This window comes from Leeia speluncae (assembly GCF_020564625.1).
Classification (GTDB): domain Bacteria; phylum Pseudomonadota; class Gammaproteobacteria; order Burkholderiales; family Leeiaceae; genus Leeia; species Leeia speluncae.
In genome coordinates this window covers 1-15,880 of record NZ_JAJBZT010000017.1, presented here as the reverse complement: position 1 = coordinate 15,880, position 15,880 = coordinate 1, and the positions used below count along the sequence as shown (strand labels likewise).

Below are 15,880 nucleotides of genomic sequence, written 5' to 3'. Positions count from 1 at the left end.
TAATACATCTTTAGATGCATTATGAATTTCTGTACTACTCAAAGGTGTATTCCCCTGTATGGCAAATGCCTAAACTCTGTTTTTTTGGGATGCGTGTACTCACACTTTCTTGCACCCAAACTTAGCATTTATCTTTCAAAGCTGGCATTTAACTATCTGATCAGCAGATATAAAGTTAAGTTTGGCACCATAACCCAATATTTGATGCTTGAAAAGTACTATTCATCGCAATGACACAAATGTCTTTTATTTTGTCGCATACATGAAATTTATTAATAATAAGCCAAGAAAATCATGACATTTTTCTGAATAAAGCCGGTATTTCACCAACCAGACAATACTTTCATGCGTATTTCTACGGAATACCGAATCTAGCAATGCACATTTTTTGTGCAATTCAATCACCAATGGCACAACAATAGTGCAAACATCCTCATCAAAACGCACCATATTAACCACCGCATTGCACCAACATCTTACAAACACAAACAAATATATTTACAAATCAATCATTTACACACTCTGGCATTGTGCTTGCTTTGGGTGCATTACTCTCTCCATGACTTTTGGTTGCACCAAATGAATACACCATCAACAGCAGACGTACTATTTATCTTGCTTGGCGCGATTATGATTTTGGCCATGCACGCTGGCTTTGCCTTTCTAGAGTTGGGCACCGTGCGTAGAAAGAATCAGGTCAATGCGTTGGTCAAAATCCTGACCGACTTTGCCGTCTCTGGCATTGCCTACTTCTTTGTGGGTTACCCACTCGCTTATGGCATTGATTTCTGGCACAGCGCCAGCGCGCTATCGGCAGATCATGGCTATGAACTAGTCCGCTTTTTCTTCTTGCTGACCTTTGCAGCCGCCATCCCAGCTATTATTTCTGGCGGCATTGCCGAGCGTGCCAAATTCCACCCGCAGTCTATCGCCACCTTCTTTCTAGTCGGTTTGGTGTACCCATTTTTTGAAGGGATGATGTGGAACGGCCACTACGGCATACAGGCATGGCTAACGCACCAGTTTGGTGCGCCATTTAAAGACTTTGCAGGCTCAGTGGTAGTACATGCAGTAGGTGGCTGGATTGGTTTAGCGGCGGTTTTACAACTAGGTGCACGCAAAGGCCGCTATAACCGCCACGGCCAAGTCTCTGCCCATCCGCCTTCTTCTATTCCTTTCTTGGCACTCGGTGCCTGGATTTTGATCGTCGGCTGGTTTGGCTTTAACGTGATGAGTGCGCAGCGCGTTGGTGGTATTTCTGGATTAGTGGCGATTAACTCATTAATGGCGATGATTGGCGGCACGCTTATGGCCATGTTCATGGGGAAAGATGACCCAGGCTTTATTCATAACGGCCCCTTAGCTGGCCTAGTCGCAGTCTGTGCGGGTTCAGACATCATGCATCCCATGGGCGCGTTGGTGGTTGGCCTGATCGCTGGCGGCATGTTTGTGTGGCTATTTACCCTTACCCAAAACCGCCTAAAAATTGATGATGTATTAGGCGTATGGCCATTGCACGGCCTATGCGGTGCATGGGGCGGTATTGCTGCGGGCATCTTCGGCCAAACCGCTTTGGGTGGTATTGGCGGCATTAGCTTAGTCTCGCAAATTATCGGCACCCTAATGGGCATCGTCATTGCCTTTGTAGGCGGCTACATTGTGTATGGTGTACTCAAGAAGACCATGGGAATTCGTCTAGACGAAGAAGATGAATTTAACGGCGCAGATTTATCTATTCATAAAATCAGCGCCACACCAGAAAGAGAAGCTGCGAACGGGTTTTGAAAGCTAGCAGTAAAAGGCGGGGTAAACTTCGAGAATAGAACTAGCACTTGATGCATAATTAACGGCGCTGTTACGATGCTGTAGTGCTAAGTTCACCGAAGCTGATTAGAATCATAGTCAAAACACCCGATACATGTTTTGATATAACTGTATCAGCCCATTCGATCCGCCAAAAGAAGTGATTCATGATTAATATCGAGCAGATGGCCATCATTCTCGATGCGTTACCTGACCCTGCCTTTATCTTATCCAGAAGTGGCAAATACGTTGCCATCTTTGGCGGCCAAGACAAGCGTTATTACCATGATGGGTCTAATCTTGTTGGGCGATATATTGCGGACTTAATCAAGCCAGAAAAGGCCAACTGGTTTCTTACCCAAATAGAAAAAGCGATTGTTTCTCAGAAATTAGAGATTGCAGAGTACGAACTCAGCAGCCGAGATGTAAAAGGCCTTCCAGATGAAGGCCCAGAAGCCCCCATCTGGTTTGAAGGGCGGATACAAGCACTGAGTTTTGAAATAGATAACGAAGCCGTCGTACTATGGGTGGCTAGCAATATTTCTGAACGCCACCAATTAGAGATCAAACTAAGAGAGCTAAGCGATACAGACCAACTCACCGGCTTATTTAACCGCAGAAAATTAGAACAGGAATTAAAACAGCATTTCGATACGTATACGCGCTATGCAACGCCAACTTCTCTGTTAATGTTTGACCTAGATAATCTCAAAAGCGTAAACGACAACCTAGGCCACGCCGCCGGTGATGAAGTGATCAAAATGGTGGCGAACCTTTGCCTAACTGTCATCCGAAAAAATGACTGCATTTGTCGATTTGGCGGAGATGAATTTATCATTGCCCTACCAAATACCCTGCTACCAGACACCCTACAGCTTGCCCAACGCTTACAAACACTAGTCCGCGCTGCATTAAGCCAATACGCGATTGGGGATACGCAAGTAACGGTGAGCATTGGCGCCACAACGATTTCCAAAGCAGACCACTCTTACGAAGAGATGATTAAACGAGCAGACTTAGCCTTATATCAGGCTAAAAACGAAGGCAAAGACCGAATCATCGTGATTTAAAGTTGTTTATCTTATGTGATAAGAGAAGGGATCAATTCAAGCATTGAGATAAGTGACTGCCGAAAGCGGTCTACTTGATAAATGGGGTTTGGATCACCCATGGAAAACGAACCTACTTGTAGACCATATAAAAAATAGCTGCGATAGTTAACACGCCAATCACCGAGCCATATATAACCGCCTGCCGTGGGGTTTTACAGAAAGCAATTAACGGTAAAAGCCCGAGCATCACATGGATCAATCCTAGCGCCTTCGCTCCAGCCCCGTATTGTGGCGGCATGAATCCAAAGCGAGTAGAAACACCCGCCGAAAACTCGCCTATATATTGGCTGACACCCAGTACGATCAAAACCAAAGAAATGATTGCCGCAAGTATTCTGCCAATCAACGGGACACGCTTTTCGTTTTGACTCATTCTGCATTTCCCCTAATGTTTGAATTTAGCGACAACCAGAAGCTACCCGTTGAAATGAAGGATTCGGCTCCATAATCTACGCCATAACCTCCAACAATGCTTTTTACTGATGGTGCTCTTAGTAATTGATCCTCAGTGATTTCCGCACGATCTTAGTATTTTCAATACTCATTCACATCATGAATACACATTCCAAGCGCCTCTAACATTAGTAAATTGCAAAATACTGATTGCTATTTATAACCAACCTCTTCCAAAACGCAAGATGAAAATTGCATACACGGGTAACATATTGATCAAAATATGTTACTGAAAGTACTTCTATGATTTTCCGTGCTTCCCAATTTCTGCGGCTTGCACTCTTATGCTGCCTGCTCTGGCTAACACCCGCACTAGCTGACGAGAATGACGTAGCGGTTAAGCAGGCGCTATCTAAATGGCGTTTGGTGTTGCAGGATGTGCCGGGGGAATATGGCATTCCGTATAGCAATGCGTTTTGGCGGTTTGTGCGGGCAGAGAGCGAGCTAGACGCTTTAGCGGAGAAAGATTTTTTAGCCAGCGGTAGGACAACGGCCAAAGGAGAAGTGATGCTTAGCAAGGCGGAGAGTGGGCGTATTTTTTCTGCTTGGCAACAATCGAAAGATCAAATCTGGTTTGTAGAAGGTAGCCAGCCACGGCGCTTGCAAATATCGCAAGAGGGGCAAAAGGTGGTGTTAGATTTGGTACGAGAAGAGCCGGCGTATGAAAAGAAAGAACGGCTTGCCAGAGAAGCGGCGGCAAAAAATAGGGCAACCCCTTTACCAGTCAGCACCTATACGCAAGTTGGCTTTCCTGCCAAACAGTTTGTAGATGACTTCCGTGATTGGCAGCAGCGCTTTCAGCAAGATGTGGTGCAAGCGAATGCTTATGTGCGACAACATCCTACGCTTTATCAGCAAGCCGACTCACCAGAAGATGAAGCAGCAGTAACGCAACTTTATCTTCAGTCTATTGCGCCCAGTACCAAGGGCAATTACCTCAAGCAGATGTTATTGGCCGGCAAAATGAGTAGCAGGCCGGCCACCGATGGCACGGTAGTCATCCCGAGTGGGGTGATGTTCGAAAAGCTAATGTTGGAGGCAGAGGCGAAGCCCGTTGGCTATGGCGGCGAGTTTGAAGACGATGGCAAATACAAAGTATCGCTTATCTATATGCAGTTTAGTGACATGAAAGATTGGTCGGTGCAAGACTTTAACGAAAATGCGGCATTCGCAGCGTTTAAAGTACCCAAGTTACCTGCCTACCAATCACTCATCCGAGATCAATGGCCTGCGCTGGTGTTTACCAGAGAGGCGAGCGGTAGATTGATGCTGTATGGCAATTCGAGAGAAATGGCGACGATTTTGAATTATCTGTTTAGCTTGTCTATTTCTTGATGAAAAAAAACCAGCAATCGCGGTTGCAGATTGCTGGTTAAGCCCCTTAGAGACGAACTGCACTTAACACCGTTGGCTTAGTCGAGGATGAGTGCAGCCCCCGTCTTTGCCTGAATTTCTTCTACGCTTACCCCGGGTGCGCATTCCACTAATCTTGGCCCTTTTGGGGTGATATCGATGACGCCTAGTTCGGTAATAATCCGGTCGACAACGCCGCAGCCAGTAAGCGGTAAGCTACATTCCGCTACAATTTTGTGTTGATCGCCTTTGGCGGTGTGTTCCATTAACACGACGACCCTTTTGGTGCCGGCGACTAAATCCATTGCGCCGCCCATGCCTTTAATCATTTTGCCGGGAATCATCCAATTGGCTAAATCGCCGTTGGCGCTTACCTGCATGGCACCTAAGATAGCAATGTCGATATGCCCGCCACGGATCATGGCAAAGGAGTCTGCGCTAGAAAAATACGCCGCGCCTTGCCTTGCGGTGACGGTTTGTTTTCCGGCATTGATTAAATCGGCATCGACTTCTTCATCGAGCGGATAAGGGCCAATCCCCAATAAACCATTTTCAGACTGTAACCAAACATCGACCCCTTCTGGGATGTGGTTAGCGACAAGGGTAGGCAGGCCAATGCCTAGATTCACATAGAAGCCGTCTTGCAATTCTTGCGCAGCGCGCTTTGCCATTTCATCATGCGTCCAAGTCATGTTTATTGCCCCCCTTCTCTTAAGGTGCGCTTTTCGATGCGTTTTTCGGGCGTGGCATTGACGATGATTCTGTCTACATAAATTCCCGGTAAATGAATGTGGTCTGGGTCAATTTCACCAACTTCGAGTAATTCTTCTACTTCTACAATGGTTTGCTTCGCTGCCATGGCACAGAGTGGATTAAAGTTTCTCGCGGTTTTTCTGAAAACCAAGTTACCGGCTTTGTCTGCCTTATATGCTTTCACCAAGGCGACATCTGGGGTGAGTGCGTTTTCTAGAATATGCGGTTGGCCATTAAATTCTCTTACCTCTTTGCCTTCTGCTACCACGGTGCCAACACCCGTACGGGTAAAGAAGGCGGGAATCCCTGCGCCACCAGCTCTTAGCTTTTCTGCCAAGGTGCCTTGCGGGGTGAACTCTAGCGCCAATTCACCAGATAAATATTGTCTTTCAAACTCTTTGTTTTCACCGACATACGATGAAATCATCTTTTGGATTTGCCTAGTTTGTAATAGCTGACCTAAGCCAAAATCGTCTACGCCGGCATTGTTGCTAATACAGGTGAGGTCTTTGACGCCGGTTTGTTTTAGGGCCAAGATCAACGCTTCAGGAATACCACACAAACCAAAGCCACCAACCGCGATGGTTTGCCCATCTTTGACTAAGCCGGTTAACGCTGCAGCTGCATCTGGAAATATCTTGTTCATCCATTTATACCGTTTAAGTTGCTCGGATGTTGTGACGCTGGGAGAGTAAAGCTGCCCATCTAATGACGAACTCCATTGGTAAACCAACCGGTTATTAGATGGGCAATCTCTATTACTTAGACGCCCAAGCGTTAAAGCGCTGCTCTAGGGTTTCGCCATAATCTGCCCAGAACACCACGTTCACATTTAATGCGTTTTTGATGTTGGCAGGCGAGGTTGGTAATGCATCTAGAATTTGCTTACTGAGTAAACCAAGTGCTTTCTTGTTGGTTGGTCCGTAAGCAATGTTTTCTGCAAAGACTTTCTGGTTTTCTGGCGCACCAGCAAAGGCAAGGTACTTCATGGCGTTGTCTTTGTTTGGAGAACCTTTTGGAATTGCCCAAAAATCGAACTGATATAAGCTACCGTTCCAGACCACTTTTAGGTTTTTGCCGCTTTTTTGTGCAGCAGAAATACGTCCGTTATAAGCAGAACTCATCACTACGTCGCCAGAGGCTAGGTATTGTGGTGGCTGCGCACCCGCTTCCCACCATTGGATATATGGTTTTAGCTGGTCTAGCTTTTTAAACGCACGATCCACCCCTTTGGAAGTCGATAGCGTTTTGTATACGTCTTTCGGCGCCACACCATCCGCCATTAGCGCGGCTTCTAGTGCGCCACGAGCGGTTTTTCTTAGTGCACGCTTGCCTGGGTACTTTTTCACATCCCAGAAGTCTTTCCAGCTAGTTGGCGGTGTTTTCAGACGATCTGCATCATAAGCAAGTACGGTAGACCATACGTGCGCGCCGATCCCACATGCTTGTACAGCACCCGGAACAAAATTGGCTTTATCACCAATCTTTTTCACGTCGATTTTTTCGAATAGACCTTCGTCACATCCGCGTACCAGATCGTTATCTTCTACATCGACCACATCCCAAGTCACGGTCTTGGTATCGACCATTGCTTTGATTTTGGCCATTTCGCCGTTGTAATCGCTAGCAATGACACTGACGCCAGCAGATTTTTCAAACGGGGTGTAAAACGCTTTGGATTGCGCTTCTTTTAGGGCGCCACCATAAGAAATGACGGTTAACTCTGCGGCATTTGTCTGCATAGCGACAGAAGACAAAACGGCAACGGCTACTGCTGTGTATTTAAAACCCATAAACATTTAAAACTCTCCTCGGTATAGCTTTAAATCTAACGGAAAGCAGGGCTTGAAACGACATTTGAATCAAGCCCTGCTTGATTTCCACCCCACACCATTGCAATTAGAGCGATTGAAATAGTGTGAGGTGGTCAACGCTGCACGAACAACCTAATTACCTATTCATACCTTTTTACGACTAACTTACATTCGCTGTTAATTGCTGGCGAATATGCGCTGGAATAGCAGCGCTTTGGCGTGCTAACACATCGAAAAACACTTCAATGGTTTCGCAGGTGGCCAATACTTCTGTGCCTTCCTGATTTTTCATTTCAAACTTTAGCGAAACAGACTTTGAGCCAATGCGGGAGATAGCGGCATACACGCTCACAATTTGCCCCACATTCACTTCGTTTTGAAAAGTCAGCTTGGTTTCTGCCGTCACCGGCACAAAGCCGGGCTCATTTTTGGCGGGAACTTGTAAGCCCATCTTTCCCCAAAAAATAAACACCGCATCATCAAAGGCCGCCGCATAGTGACGAACATTCAGATGGCCAAAGTGATCGCAATGCCATTGATGGGCAACGACAGATTGTAGAAAAAGAGAGGTACTCATTGTGATCTCACCGCCAATATCCGTTGATTACACCGCTGCAGTCAGGCCAAAAATTTCTCTGGCTTCGTCTGGCGTCGCGACTTCGCAACCTAGGTCACGGATAATGCGTGAGGCGCGTTCGACTAATTGCGCATTGGTCGCAAACACACCGCGTTCTAGATAAATATTGTCTTCTAGACCAACGCGGCAGTGCCCGCCCATAATGGTAGACAACGCCACAATATCCATCTGCCAACGAGAGATGCCAAACGCACTCCATGTCGCACCCGCAGGTAATAAATCACGCATGTAGGTGAGGGTTTTTACATCTGCCGGAGCAGACCATTTCACCCCTAGGCAAATTTGGAAAAGCAATGGCTCTGGCAAGATGCCGTCTTCTGCCATTTTGCGCGCCAGTAAAATATCACCCGGGTTAAAGACCTCTAGTTCCATCTTGGTATTGGTCTTTTTAATCAGTTCTGCCATATCCCGCAGCTTGCCTGGGGTATTCATAAAGACACAATCTGGTGCGCCGGCAATACCACCTTCTAAGTTCATGGTGGTGACATCTAAAGTACATACTTCTGGTTTATTGCTTAGTACATGCTGTACACGCTCGGCAGCGCTCGCAACGTCGGTGGTTGGATGCGCCAATGCTTCGTTATTTGGCTCTGGCACAAAGGTGCCACCCATGCCGGTGGTGAGGTTAATCACCACGTTTTTGTTTACCGCACGTACGCGCTCGACGATTTCCTGAAAAATCTCAGGAGAGCGATTACCAATACCCGTGACAGGATCACGCCCGTGAATATGCACAGCAGATGCCCCTGCTGCCGCTGCCTCGATACACGATTGGGCAATTTGCTCTGGTGTAATCGGGTAATTTGGGTACTTTGGATGAATTGGTCCATCGCCTGTCACTGCACAAGTAAGTACAACTTTGCGTTTCATCTTGATTCCTTTGTCTCTGGGTTCGAGTTATTGCGCACTACGTGACAATTGGTTTTTCAGCTTGTTGTTTTGCAATGCTTGCAACACCGCCACTAACTTGCTGTCTCTGTCTTGCTTAAGTTCTAAATAGGTTTTATCGCCGACGTGTTCTTTGACTTCTGCAACCAATTTGTCGATGGCTTCATCGGTTAATTGCGGTTTACCCAAGTCATCCCACCAGAGGTGATAGCTATCTCTAAATTGCTGGCAATACGCGCGCAACCCTCCTTCGCCACCACCTAGGTTAAGCAAGGCGTGCGGCCCCATTACCCCCCAACGAAGCCCTGGGCCTGCGCTTACCGCAAGGTCCACGTCCTTCAGACTAGCTACCCCATCTAAGACAAGGTGAATCGCTTCACGCCAAAGTGCGGCTTGCAGACGGTTTGCCACATGCGCCAAGACTTCTTTCTTTAGACGAATAGTGACTTTGCCGCATAAGGAATAAATCGACTCTGCAACATCTAGTACGCCAGAGGCGGTTTTCTCATTGGTATAAAGCTCGACCAATGGAATAAGGTGCGGCGGATTAAATGGGTGCGCAATGATGATGCGGCTAGGATCTTTAAACCCAGCTTGCAAATCAGAAAGCTTTAATCCAGATGAACTTGTGGCAATAACGGCATTGGATTTTAGGTATGGCTCCATTTGCTGATAGAGCGCCAACTTGGCGTCTAGGCGTTCTGGAATACATTCTTGAATAAAGTCGACATCGATGACCGCTTCTTTAATGTCGTTAGTGACATGAAACGTCGGGTTGGTATTGCTAGTGGCTAACCCAAGCTCGATGAGCGTTGGCTTTACCTCTGTCCAAAACGACTCCATCAGCGCTTTTGTACCTGGCTGGCTATCGTACAGCTTGACGGTAAACCCAGCGGCCGCAAACAAGGCCGCCCAACTGCGACCAATCAACCCTGCTCCGACAATCGAAACCACTTTATTTGCTAGTTCATTTTTCAGGATATCTAACATCGCCCCACCTCCATATATCTGATATCTGATCAGAGATTAAACCAGTCAAAAAATAAGATCAAGCATGTTGTGCGACTATTTTTAGCAGGGTGAGCAGATGGCTCTTAGAACTACAAAACTGGATAGATAGTGAAAATTAACTACCAATTAGCGACATTTAATGGCCATTTACCGCAAATTATCAAAAAACGGATGATTAAATCTGTCATAAAAATGACTTTGGAATGCAATATTTGCGATAAAATATCAATGATCAGGAAAATTATTTTTACGCTTAGTGCCCACTTTTTTTCTGATACCATTATTTAAAGCAGCAAAAAAACCGTTTCATTCGCCGGAAGCAAATCAGAAACGGCAGCTTATTATTTGTGGAGTAGGCCAAATTGGCAGAAGAAGAAAATTTATTACCCGAGTTTCAATCGCGCCGCCCGAGTTCTGATCTGGAATATGTTTACAACGCGCTAAAGCAATCGTTCATGATGGGGGAGTTTGTCCCCGGCCAAAAGCTGACGCTTCCCGTGCTTGCCAATGCGTTTGGTACTAGTCAAATGCCGATTCGGGAAGCAACTAACCGCTTAGTTGTCGCCCGTGCGATTGAATCGTTGCCAAGAAGATCACTTCGCGTACCGGAAGCCACCCTGACTAGGTTAGACACGCTATTACCATTGCGGCTGCAATTAGAAGGGGAAGCGACACGACTAGCCACCTTAAGCGCATCAGCCAACTTAGTAAAAACGCTTAAAGCCATTAATGAAGAAATGTATAGCGATGAAGTGCTAAACGATGTGAAACGCTTCTTACGGCTAAACGAGCAATTTCACTTCACCTTATATAAGCAATCGAATAACGAAGATTTGGTCGATTTGATTGAACTGCTATGGATGCGCTACGGCCCGCTAATGAACATCATCCGCAATTGTGAAATGCCCTACGCAGGGAAAACCCATCACAATGAATTAATTGCGGCGATTGAAGCAGGCAACGCGGACGATGCAAAACACGCCATTTGTGAAGATATTCAAGAAGCGGCCAATGCCATTCGTAAAGTGATTGAACAACAGTAAACCCCATTTGGTTTGCATGTAATAGGTGGAGGAATGACAGCGAATTCCTCCACGCACATTACTCCTTAGACGCCTGCCCCACCTGAATCGCCGTCTCCCAAAATGCTTCCACTAATGGGTCGGTTTCACCCGACATTTTCACAAGCCCAATCTGCCAGATCGCGGCTTCGTCTTCTATATAGTGAATATGAAAGCCGGTTTCTTTTTTGGCAGTAGACGTTGGCACAATCGTCCAGCCAATGCCGGCAGTGACCATGGCCAATGCAGTAGAAAAATCCGCCACCGTTTCTAGTAAATGGGTAGAAAACCCCGCCTTGTTTACGTATGCCATGGTGTGATCGTAATACGCGGGGGCACGCTGCCTATCTAGCATGATGAGCGGCAATTGGCTACGTTGTGCTGGCGTTAAGCCATTTTCGAAAGCTGGCGGAGACATGATAGCGAGTGATTCTTGCAATAAGGGAATCGAACACCAACCGTCTGGCGCGGGAAGCCGACAATAGCCTAATTCTAATTGGCCGCTTTGCATGGCCTCAAACTGGTGTTTGGCAGACATATCTAGTAGCTGCACTTGCACGTTGGGGTGCGTGGCTTTGAATTCGACGACCGCTTTAGGGGCAATTTGCTGGGTAGAAATGCCAAAGCCAATCCTTAACTTGCCTTCGAATCCTTTTTTCGCAAACTCAGCCCTTCTAAGTAATTGATCTGCACTGTGCACCACTTTGATGGCTTCTTCATAAATCAGCCGGCCAAATGGGGTTAGTTGCGTGGGTGTTTTGCTGCGATCAAAAACAGGGTTGCCGAGTTCAGCTTCTAGTTTTTGTATCTTTTTACTTAAGGCAGATTGGGTGAGGAAGAGTTGCTCTGCTGCTTGGCGGAAATTAAGCACTTCGGCCAAGACAATAAACGCCCGTAAATCTCGCAGCTCCATGATTCCTCCTAGGAATGAATGAGATGATTATAACTCGTTTGACGGAATCACCCATTCAAGGTGAAATAAAGAACCTTCATCATTAGAGAATAGCTATGAGCCGAATTGCGATTGATATGGACGAAGTATTAGCCGATACCCAGGCCAAACAGTTAGCGTGGCTAAACCAGCAGTTTGATCTGCAACTGACGCCGAAAAAGGTGGAAGGCCATTTATTGTGGGAAGCATTAAGTGATGAAGCGGCAAAAGCACTAGATAACGAAATGCGCCAGCCCGATTTTTTTGCCGACCTTGCCGTGATGCCTCACGCCAAATCGATCATGGAAATCCTCTACCAAGAACATGAGATTTTTATTGCGACGGCAGCAATGGAGTACCCTACGTCTTTTACGGCGAAGTTTGATTGGCTAGCCATGCATTTCCCGTACATCCACCCATCTCGGATTGTGTTTTGCGGGGACAAGAGCATTATTCATGCGGATTATTTAATTGATGATAGCCCACGCTTTTTAAGCGGCTTCAAAGGACAGGGTTTGCTTTACCGTGCACCACGCAATGTGAATGTGACAGATTACCCAGTGGTAGAAAATTGGCTAGATGTGGCCAAGTATTTCTCGGTTTCGTTGCCTGCTTAATCTGTTGGGCTAATGGATGCAAGACGTCTTAGGCTCTTACCCGTAGAGGGTGCTTGCCTGAACGGATAAATGATCGGGCACTCGACGAATTTGTGTATTTTGCAAAAATGATTAAGTCGAACAGAGTGCATTATTCTCTTTCAGATAGTGCTAAGATGTGCGAAAAATAATAATCAAATGCTTTTTCATCGCGACTTGCTCCTATGCGCCCCACTGAACTCGATTGTATTGACCAGAAAATCTTAGAGGAACTTCAAGCTGACGCTCGAATCCCTATTTCTACCTTAGCGACTAAGGTGGGTTTGTCTCGTCATGCCGTCACACACCGGATTGATCGCCTTGAAGCGCATAAGATTATTACCGGCTATACCATCAAGGTAAAAGAACGGGCGCCGGCTAAATCGCTGGTTCGAGCGATTATGATGGTCTACCGAAAAGATCGTATGCGTGGCGCGGATGTGACTGCAGCCATTAGCAAAATTCCAGAAGTCACCTACTGCGCCATTTTAAGTGGTGAGTTTGATTTGATGATTCATATTGAGGCAGAGTCACAAGAAAGAATTAGTGATATCTGGTCTTTTATCGCGAATCTTCCTGGCGTAGAAGATACCCGTACCGCTTTCCAACTCTACACTACCGTAGATAAAAAACCCCGCTAAGTAAGTAATACTTCCCGTCATTTGCCTGATTCAGTCTGGGCGGCATTTGCACGCCCATTCACGCCCTATTACCGGCCATATTCCATGCGCTTTTCGCCCCTACTTTTCAGCTATTTTGCATAAAAATTATGCTTACATCTGTTAACAAATTGTCCATAAATACTTTGAATTTTGAACAGTTTGTAAAGTTACGGTGATCATTATTCTACCTAAACTGCTCGACATCACTAACGTGTTTGGAGAGAACAGATGAAGTTGAAACTTGCATTACTAGGTTTTGGTGGCGTTAATCATGGATTGGCAGAGGTCATTCAATTAAAGCAAAAATTACTCAAAGAAAAATTCAATTTAGAATTGGTGATCACCGCTGTATCCGATATGCGCTTTGGCACGGTATGGAATGAAAATGGCTTAGACCTAAAAAGCCTGATTGCACTACCAACTGTTGGTTATGCGATTGATGCCCTAAAACAGCAAGCAGGTACCTATCACGGTGGGTCTTCGTTAGAAGAAACCTTAGCCATGATTCAACTTAACTGTGTGGACGCAGTACTAGAAGCCACATTCACCAACCCACAAACTGGCGAACCCGCCATCTCTCATTGCAAAACTGCATTATCAGCAGGCAAACACGTTATCACTACCAATAAAGGCCCAGTTGCTTTGGCGCTAACCGAGCTTCGCCAAATTGCAAAAGAATACCGCGCTAAGTTTTATTACGAAGGCGCAGTGATGAGCGGCACGCCAGTACTAAGACAACTAGATATGACTTTGCGCGGCTGTGAGATTGAACGCTTTAGTGGCATCTTAAATGGCACGTGCAACTATGTATTAGGCCAAGTAGAAGCAGGCATGAGCATGGCAGATGCGATTGCTGAAGCACAACGTCTTGGCTATGCAGAAGCAGATCCAACCGCGGATGTAGGTGGTTTTGATGTGATGCTAAAAGTTTGCATTTTGGCCAATGCCATCTGGGATGCAGATTTAAAACCAACCGACATTAGCAGAGAAGGTATTACCGGCCTAACTGAAACCGAGATTCTCAATGCGCGTAAAGAAGGTTTCGCATGGCGTTTGATTGGCGAGGCCAGCAGAAATGCGGCAGGCGTAATTACCGGCAGTGTTAAACCACAACGTATTCCAGCGAGCGACCCATTATTGGGGGCAAATGGTGCAAACAACTCTGTGACATTCACCACCGATCTGCTTGGTGCAGTCACCATTGCAGGCCCTGGTGCTGGTCGTCATGAAACCGCATTTGCCTTGCTTTCAGACCTAATTGAACTTAACGATCGTTTGAGTAAGTGAGGCTAACCATGAACGCCAATCAATCTACCTTCCAAGCGCAAGAAAGCCTAACCGTTTATGCGCCATTTGATGGCCGTGTAGTAGGCCATGTGCCATTAAGTACCGCGGCGGATATTCCTGTCATCATGGAAAAAGCCCGCTTAGGCACTTTAGATGGCAAGCAGATGTCGCGTACCGAGCGTGCCCGAATTCTGAATGCAGCAGCCGAAGCCATTGCCGGCCAAATAGATACCTTTGCACTCACCATTGCAAATGAATCTGGTAAAGCTTTGCGCCAAGCGCGCAAAGAAGTGGCCAGATGCATTAATACCCTTCGCCTTTCAGCGGAAGAGGCGAAAAGAGTGGGCGGCGAAATTATTCCATTTAGCGCGTATCAAGGCTCAGAAAACAGGCAGGGCTATTTCACCCAAGAACCACTGGGCATTGTGTTTGCTGTAACCCCATTTAATGACCCATTAAACCTAGCCGCCCACAAACTAGGCCCGGCGATTGCCGCAGGCAATGCGGTGATTTTGAAGCCAAGCGGTTTATCACCTTTATCTGCACAAAAATTGGCGGAAGTGCTTTGGAAAGCAGGAGTCTCTCCTAACCAATTACAAATCGTCCATGGAGATCGGTCTGTCATTACCGGTTTGGTCCAAGAAAAAGACATTCGAATGATTAGCTTTACTGGTGGCACCAGTACCGCCGAAGCCATTACCCAAATTGCTGGCCTGAAAAAAATGGCCATGGATCTTGGTGGGAATGCAGCGGTGATTGTCATGGCGGATAGTGATTTTGAATTGGCAGTGGAATCTTGTGTATCAGGATCATTCTGGGCATCAGGTCATAACTGCATCGGGACACAACGCATCTTGGTCGAACGGAGCATTTATGAGCAATTTGTTGGCCGCTTTGCCGAATTAACCCGCCAAATGATTACCGGTGACCCAACATCTGACGCGACCGACATGGGACCGATGATTTCTGAAGACCAAGCAAAACGGATTGAAACGTGGGTATCCGATGCGCTCGCCAAAGGGGCCAAGTTGATTTGCGGCCACGAAAGAAAAGGCAGCATCTATTCCCCAACCGTCCTAACAGACGTACCAACCGATTGCAAAGTCTGGTCTGAAGAGGTGTTTGCACCGGTTGTCAGCATCGCTCCGTTCGATTCATTTGACGCGGCATTAGCAGAAGCGAACGGTAGTGAATGTAGCCTACATGCCGGTATTTTCACCCGCAGCTTAGAAACCGCCCTCAAAGCAGCCGACCAAATTGAAGCCGGTGGCGTGATGATTAACGACTCTTCCGATTATCGCTTTGATGGGATGCCATTTGGTGGATTTAAGTATGGCTCGTTGGGTAGAGAAGGGGTGAAGTTTGCCATTCAGGAAATGACTCAGCCCAAAGTGATTTGTATTAATCGCTAATCATTCCCCCGCTAAAGGAGCTAAAAGTGGAGAAGCCCAGAGTGAAAACCAATGCAAATGAAGTACTG

General features: G+C 46.5%; 16 protein-coding genes. 8 read left to right on the top strand and 8 right to left on the bottom strand.

Annotation, left to right across the window (positions count from 1 at the left end):
* The first annotated feature begins 579 nt into the window (after positions 1-579).
* Together LIN78_RS17695 and LIN78_RS17690 are read left to right on the top strand one after the other, a co-directional pair.
* Positions 580-1,785, top strand: coding sequence for an ammonium transporter (locus LIN78_RS17695; protein WP_227182216.1), 1,206 nt, complete (start codon positions 580-582; stop codon positions 1,783-1,785).
* 185 nt (positions 1,786-1,970) lie between these two features.
* Positions 1,971-2,873 carry a sensor domain-containing diguanylate cyclase gene (locus tag LIN78_RS17690; protein ID WP_227182215.1) on the top strand — a complete coding sequence of 301 codons (903 nt, stop codon included), beginning with the start codon at positions 1,971-1,973 and terminating at the stop codon, positions 2,871-2,873.
* 112 nt (positions 2,874-2,985) lie between these two features.
* Here LIN78_RS17690 and LIN78_RS17685 read toward each other — a convergent pair whose 3' ends face one another.
* Positions 2,986-3,288, bottom strand: coding sequence for a hypothetical protein (locus LIN78_RS17685; protein ID WP_227182214.1), 303 nt, complete (start codon positions 3,286-3,288; stop codon positions 2,986-2,988).
* Positions 3,289-3,611: 323 nt separating this feature from the next.
* Between LIN78_RS17685 and LIN78_RS17680 the strand changes: the two genes are divergently transcribed.
* The gene (locus LIN78_RS17680; protein ID WP_227182213.1) at positions 3,612-4,703 is read left to right on the top strand and encodes a hypothetical protein; all 1,092 of its coding nucleotides are present in this window, start codon (positions 3,612-3,614) and stop codon (positions 4,701-4,703) included.
* Between the two features lie 77 nt (positions 4,704-4,780).
* On the opposite strand, the gene LIN78_RS17675 is transcribed toward LIN78_RS17680, so the two are convergent.
* From LIN78_RS17675 to LIN78_RS17650, 6 genes are all read right to left on the bottom strand, one after another.
* On the bottom strand, positions 4,781-5,413 hold the full coding sequence (locus tag LIN78_RS17675) for a CoA transferase subunit B (protein ID WP_227182212.1): 633 nt from the start codon (positions 5,411-5,413) through the stop codon (positions 4,781-4,783).
* A gap of 2 nt (positions 5,414-5,415) precedes the next feature.
* The gene (locus LIN78_RS17670; protein WP_227182211.1) at positions 5,416-6,120 is read right to left on the bottom strand and encodes a CoA transferase subunit A; all 705 of its coding nucleotides are present in this window, start codon (positions 6,118-6,120) and stop codon (positions 5,416-5,418) included.
* Positions 6,121-6,232: 112 nt separating this feature from the next.
* Positions 6,233-7,273, bottom strand: a complete 1,041-nt coding sequence (locus LIN78_RS17665; protein ID WP_227182210.1) for an ABC transporter substrate-binding protein — start codon at positions 7,271-7,273, stop codon at positions 6,233-6,235.
* Positions 7,274-7,448: 175 nt separating this feature from the next.
* Positions 7,449-7,865 (bottom strand): acyl-CoA thioesterase, encoded by a 417-nt coding sequence (locus tag LIN78_RS17660; protein ID WP_227182209.1) that lies wholly within the window; start codon positions 7,863-7,865, stop codon positions 7,449-7,451.
* A 27-nt stretch (positions 7,866-7,892) separates the two neighbouring features.
* Positions 7,893-8,795 (bottom strand): beta-keto acid cleavage family enzyme, encoded by a 903-nt coding sequence (locus LIN78_RS17655; RefSeq protein WP_227182208.1) that lies wholly within the window; start codon positions 8,793-8,795, stop codon positions 7,893-7,895.
* Between the two features lie 27 nt (positions 8,796-8,822).
* Positions 8,823-9,803, bottom strand: a complete 981-nt coding sequence (locus LIN78_RS17650) for a 3-hydroxyacyl-CoA dehydrogenase NAD-binding domain-containing protein (protein ID WP_227182207.1) — start codon at positions 9,801-9,803, stop codon at positions 8,823-8,825.
* A gap of 383 nt (positions 9,804-10,186) precedes the next feature.
* On the opposite strand from LIN78_RS17650, the gene LIN78_RS17645 reads away from it, so the two are divergent.
* On the top strand, positions 10,187-10,867 hold the full coding sequence (locus LIN78_RS17645; protein WP_227182206.1) for a GntR family transcriptional regulator: 681 nt from the start codon (positions 10,187-10,189) through the stop codon (positions 10,865-10,867).
* Between the two features lie 58 nt (positions 10,868-10,925).
* Here LIN78_RS17645 and LIN78_RS17640 read toward each other — a convergent pair whose 3' ends face one another.
* The gene (locus LIN78_RS17640; protein ID WP_227182205.1) at positions 10,926-11,798 is read right to left on the bottom strand and encodes a LysR family transcriptional regulator; all 873 of its coding nucleotides are present in this window, start codon (positions 11,796-11,798) and stop codon (positions 10,926-10,928) included.
* 95 nt (positions 11,799-11,893) lie between these two features.
* Between LIN78_RS17640 and LIN78_RS17635 the strand changes: the two genes are divergently transcribed.
* The 4 genes from LIN78_RS17635 (at position 11,894) to LIN78_RS17620 (ending at position 15,812) form a co-directional block, all read left to right on the top strand.
* Complete coding sequence (locus LIN78_RS17635; RefSeq protein ID WP_227182204.1) at positions 11,894-12,433, top strand: 5' nucleotidase, NT5C type; 540 nt, start codon at positions 11,894-11,896, stop codon at positions 12,431-12,433.
* A 203-nt stretch (positions 12,434-12,636) separates the two neighbouring features.
* On the top strand, positions 12,637-13,092 hold the full coding sequence (locus LIN78_RS17630) for an Lrp/AsnC family transcriptional regulator (protein WP_227182203.1): 456 nt from the start codon (positions 12,637-12,639) through the stop codon (positions 13,090-13,092).
* A 249-nt stretch (positions 13,093-13,341) separates the two neighbouring features.
* On the top strand, positions 13,342-14,400 hold the full coding sequence (locus LIN78_RS17625) for a homoserine dehydrogenase (protein WP_227182202.1): 1,059 nt from the start codon (positions 13,342-13,344) through the stop codon (positions 14,398-14,400).
* A gap of 8 nt (positions 14,401-14,408) precedes the next feature.
* Positions 14,409-15,812: an aldehyde dehydrogenase family protein gene (locus tag LIN78_RS17620; protein WP_227182201.1), complete on the top strand. Its 1,404-nt coding sequence runs from the start codon at positions 14,409-14,411 to the stop codon at positions 15,810-15,812.
* Positions 15,813-15,880: the final 68 nt, after the last annotated feature.

What these genes read in the sequence shown, in the direction of transcription:
- LIN78_RS17665 (WP_227182210.1), bottom strand. Translation starts at nt 7,273, where the DNA reads ATGTTTATGGGTTTTAAATACACAGCAGTAGCCGTTGCCGTTTTGTCT.
- LIN78_RS17630 (WP_227182203.1), top strand. Translation starts at nt 12,637, where the DNA reads ATGCGCCCCACTGAACTCGATTGTATTGACCAGAAAATCTTAGAGGAA.
- LIN78_RS17650 (WP_227182207.1), bottom strand. Translation starts at nt 9,803, where the DNA reads ATGTTAGATATCCTGAAAAATGAACTAGCAAATAAAGTGGTTTCGATT.
- LIN78_RS17655 (WP_227182208.1), bottom strand. Translation starts at nt 8,795, where the DNA reads ATGAAACGCAAAGTTGTACTTACTTGTGCAGTGACAGGCGATGGACCA.
- LIN78_RS17695 (WP_227182216.1), top strand. Translation starts at nt 580, where the DNA reads ATGAATACACCATCAACAGCAGACGTACTATTTATCTTGCTTGGCGCG.
- LIN78_RS17660 (WP_227182209.1), bottom strand. Translation starts at nt 7,865, where the DNA reads ATGAGTACCTCTCTTTTTCTACAATCTGTCGTTGCCCATCAATGGCAT.
- LIN78_RS17685 (WP_227182214.1), bottom strand. Translation starts at nt 3,288, where the DNA reads ATGAGTCAAAACGAAAAGCGTGTCCCGTTGATTGGCAGAATACTTGCG.
- LIN78_RS17680 (WP_227182213.1), top strand. Translation starts at nt 3,612, where the DNA reads ATGATTTTCCGTGCTTCCCAATTTCTGCGGCTTGCACTCTTATGCTGC.
- LIN78_RS17675 (WP_227182212.1), bottom strand. Translation starts at nt 5,413, where the DNA reads ATGACTTGGACGCATGATGAAATGGCAAAGCGCGCTGCGCAAGAATTG.
- LIN78_RS17690 (WP_227182215.1), top strand. Translation starts at nt 1,971, where the DNA reads ATGATTAATATCGAGCAGATGGCCATCATTCTCGATGCGTTACCTGAC.
- LIN78_RS17635 (WP_227182204.1), top strand. Translation starts at nt 11,894, where the DNA reads ATGAGCCGAATTGCGATTGATATGGACGAAGTATTAGCCGATACCCAG.
- LIN78_RS17640 (WP_227182205.1), bottom strand. Translation starts at nt 11,798, where the DNA reads ATGGAGCTGCGAGATTTACGGGCGTTTATTGTCTTGGCCGAAGTGCTT.
- LIN78_RS17620 (WP_227182201.1), top strand. Translation starts at nt 14,409, where the DNA reads ATGAACGCCAATCAATCTACCTTCCAAGCGCAAGAAAGCCTAACCGTT.
- LIN78_RS17625 (WP_227182202.1), top strand. Translation starts at nt 13,342, where the DNA reads ATGAAGTTGAAACTTGCATTACTAGGTTTTGGTGGCGTTAATCATGGA.
- LIN78_RS17670 (WP_227182211.1), bottom strand. Translation starts at nt 6,120, where the DNA reads ATGAACAAGATATTTCCAGATGCAGCTGCAGCGTTAACCGGCTTAGTC.